Raw genomic sequence first — 3,929 nt, 5'->3', positions numbered from 1 at the left:
ATCTATTTTAGTAGTATCACGATTAAACTTAATCCATAAGCATAATCCTACTAGGTAAGTTAATACTTCTGTCACAGTCATTGACCATATAAGTCCATGTAAACCGAAAATATAATTTCCTGAAACCATAATTGGGATTAATAATATCCCCTGTGCCATAGACATTATGGTTGCCTCTTTAGCCCTTCCAACTGCTTGGAATATAGCTGTAATAATACCCGTAATTGCAGCAAACAATGATGAAATGAGCATGGCTATCAAAATGTAGATACCAGTGTTTATTACATTAACATCTCTACTAAATAAATGGTATATTGGGTATCGAAAAATAAAAATTATAAGTGAAATAAATATAGTTAGTATTAAAATATAGGTTGTTGTAGTATTAATAACTTTCTTCATTCGTTTTACATTCTTAGCAGTATATGCATAGGAAATTAATGGAACAACCCCCATATATAATCCCATACCAATGAATTCTGAAAGTTGAACAAGACGCAGCGAAATTCCAAAGCCAGCAACAACATAATCGCCATAACGCGCGGAAAAATTGTTTAATAAGAGACTGGATACCATTAAGAAGCCGTCCAACAAGAAAGCTGTTATACCAATTTTAAAAATGTTACTACATATAGTGCGGGTTGGTTTAAATGTCTTTAAGGAGATGGTTAGAGTGGCACTTTTATTTCTAAGATAATACACATAATATAACACCGCTCCTAAATTACCAATAATTGTACCAAGTGCAGCGCCTGCGATACCTAAATTACATGTAAAAATTAAAATTGGATCCAAAATAACATTTATTATAACACTAATAATCATACCATTCATTGAAATTGTTGAAGCACCCTCCGCCCGAACTATTTGCTCTAATGTAAAATTAGCAATTACAAATGGACTTCCAATGATAAAAACCATAATATAGCTTTGAGTAAATGAAACAGTATCACCTCTTGCTCCTAATATTTGCAAAATAGGATGAAGCAGTGGAATAGCCAGTAACATAAAAATAAATCCAGATAATAGACTTAGATAAAAAGAAACAGATGAGATTTTCTTTGCATCCCCTAAATCTTTCTCACCTAATAATCTAGAAATATAGGTGCCACCACCTGTACCAAAAATATTTCCGATTGCCATTAATATAGTTGTAAATGGTAAGGCTAATGTAACTGCGCTCATCATTGCTGTATTATTAAGCTTTCCAATAAAAAATGCATCAATAATACTATAAAGCATATTAATAGACATTCCTAGCATCATGGGAACTGCCATATGTGCAATAGCCTTTGGTATAGGTGCGTCCTCGAAATAATATGAATATGAATCTTTATTTTGTTCCATTTATTGTACCTCCAATTTAAGTATAATTAAAAAATTAGTCAAGGCGCATTTTTTTAAACACATTATTATATGCTTTTTACTTCTAGTGTAAGAAGGTTACATATAACAATTGTAGTACCCTTCCTTCAATAATTCAGATAGAATCGTTTCCTCTGCCATTGCGTTGATCTTTATTATTCTCATATTCCTCATTATCATTATCATCCATATTTTCTTCCATCGAAGTGATCAACTTGCCCATCAGCGCTAAAAGTTGTTGTTTTTCATCTTCTGATAAAATAATAAACATATTGTTAATCACTACCTGTCTTTCTTTCATAATTTCATTTACGATTTTTCGGCCTTCCTCTGTAATATAAACATTTGAAACCCGCTTGTCATTTTCATTTACACGACGTTCTACATAATTACTTTGTTCCAATTTGCTAACTAATTCTCCGAGCGAAGTAGGACGTATACGCAATTGTGTGCTTAATTCTCTCTGTGTTAAACCATCGTTTGTAATTAATACACCTAATAAATGTCCTTGCCCGCGACCAAGGTTGAGCTCATGAGCTCCAAAATGTTGTTGTTGGCGTCCTCTGTGAATAAGATTCGTAAAATAATGAAATTGTTGTAGCAATTTTTCTGATATTGAATTATGCATATAAAATATCTCCTTTGTATTTTAATAAGGTACCTTTTCTTTATTAGATAGGTACCTTTCTTTTATTATAGTATGCTTTTTAAATTTCATTGTCAATACATTTATTAAGGTACCTCTGTTTATTTTCATTAAAGTTAGATAAAAAAATAAAGTAACCCCACATTAATTAGATCTTGGGTTTACTTTATTAAGTTAATATTGATGTTCCGAAAGTAACACATATAGTAATTGTGTTACTTCCACATTGAGGCTATTAGCTATTCTTTAAAAATTTCATTTTGAATGTAATATAATGTGTTGACTTGTTACATTGAATGTATTAAAAATCAGGCAAAATCAATTTCATATCTTTTTATGTATCTATATAATATTGATCTGCTTATATTCAATAGTTTTACAAATTCAACTCCAGTTACTTCTCTATTTTTCTACTTGCTATAACAACTATAAAACTCTTTGGGTAGACTTTTAGTAGGCTACCCAACTTAACACCATTGTATTTTATATTATTTAAGCTATCTATAACTATGCACTGAATTCTTTTCTATTGTTGTTCATTATATAAGACAAGAAGCTGATAATCATGAAGATTTATGTGGCATAATAGCAAGGAATGCATGGAAAACTAATACTTTCACTATGATGTAGATTCACTATTGTAAACACTCTCATAGACTTTAAGGGTATTTATTGCAGTGTTTTGCCATGAAAATTGTTTAGCTCTTATTAATGCCTTAGCACTAAGCTCAGATTTCAACTTTTCGCTACTTAAAAGGGTTCCTATGGCAAGAGAGATAGCGGAAGTATCATAGGGATTTATTAAAATACCAGCGTCTCCTACAACCTCTGGAATAGAGGTAAGGTTGGACGCTATTATAGGAGTACCACAATTCATTGCTTCAAGTGGGGGTAGCCCAAATCCTTCATAAAAAGATGGATATATAAGAGCGTCACAGCTGTTATAAAAAAGAGGTAAATGATCTTCAGGTACAAAACCTACAAAAACAACATGAGACTGCATGTTTAATTCATTCGCAAGTTTTACTAATTTCTGACTAGAGTCTCTATAATCGCCTACAATAACTAAATTGTAATTTTCATTTAAATCTTTATATACTTTAGAAAAAGCAGTGATTGCAGAGGCTACATTTTTTCTCTCACTGAAACCACCTAGGTAGAGTATAAATGGATTTAGCAAATTATATATTTTTTCTAAAACTTTTTTACAGTGAAGTTTATCGAGTGGTGTATATTTTGAGTCGGCAGCAAGTGGAGTTACAAAAATTCTGGACTCATCTATTGGGAAATATTTAAGAATATCTTGCTTTGAAAATTCAGACACCGTTATTATTCCATCTGAGTTACCTATAATTATTGGCATCTCTTTTAAAAATTTTAATAAATATCCTCTCCCGACTGTTTCAGGCATAACGTATGGAATTAAATCATGTATAGTAACTATTTTTTTGCAAGATATATTGGTGGATAACCCTATACCATTTTGTGGCATATGGTATATATCTATGTTTTCTTTTGAAATATTTTCTGGGAAATAATAATCCTCAAAGAATCTTTGATGCTTTTTAGAAGTCATTATGACTTTACAGTTCTCTCTTTTTATACTTTCAAAATTTTTACCTGACCAAAAAATATGGTAATTATTCATGGTATCTATGTTAATTAAATTTTTAAGTACATTTTCTGTATAAGTTCCAATACCAGTCCCATTATATAAATTGACGCCTCTGCCATCAATTGCAATCTTCATAGGTTTCACTCCTTAAAATTATTAGAAAAGATGTATGTTTAAAAGAATTTATTGAAAAATATTATATATATTAATATATTATTTTACCTCATAAAGTGTGCCATTTGGGCAAATATAATTGTGCACAAATCATTCTAAAGGTTCATATATTGCAATAGAACAATAATT

3 protein-coding genes are annotated in these 3,929 nt (G+C 30.6%); all 3 read right to left on the bottom strand.

Features of this window, described 5'->3' with window-relative positions:
• A partial coding sequence (locus tag Q0649_RS20820) for an MATE family efflux transporter (RefSeq protein WP_298846375.1) occupies positions 1-1,347 on the bottom strand: 1,347 nt, incomplete at its 3' end.
• 133 nt (positions 1,348-1,480) lie between these two features.
• Positions 1,481-1,993 carry a MarR family winged helix-turn-helix transcriptional regulator gene (locus Q0649_RS20815; protein ID WP_298846373.1) on the bottom strand — a complete coding sequence of 171 codons (513 nt, stop codon included), beginning with the start codon at positions 1,991-1,993 and terminating at the stop codon, positions 1,481-1,483.
• Positions 1,994-2,630: 637 nt separating this feature from the next.
• Positions 2,631-3,761: a glycosyltransferase family 1 protein gene (locus Q0649_RS20810; RefSeq protein WP_298846370.1), complete on the bottom strand. Its 1,131-nt coding sequence runs from the start codon at positions 3,759-3,761 to the stop codon at positions 2,631-2,633.
• Between the last annotated feature and the right edge of the window lie 168 nt (positions 3,762-3,929).

The sequence above is a fragment of the uncultured Clostridium sp. genome (assembly GCF_937920395.1).
Classification (GTDB): domain Bacteria; phylum Bacillota; class Clostridia; order Clostridiales; family Clostridiaceae; genus Clostridium_AD.
This window is presented reverse-complemented; position numbering and strand designations above follow the sequence as displayed.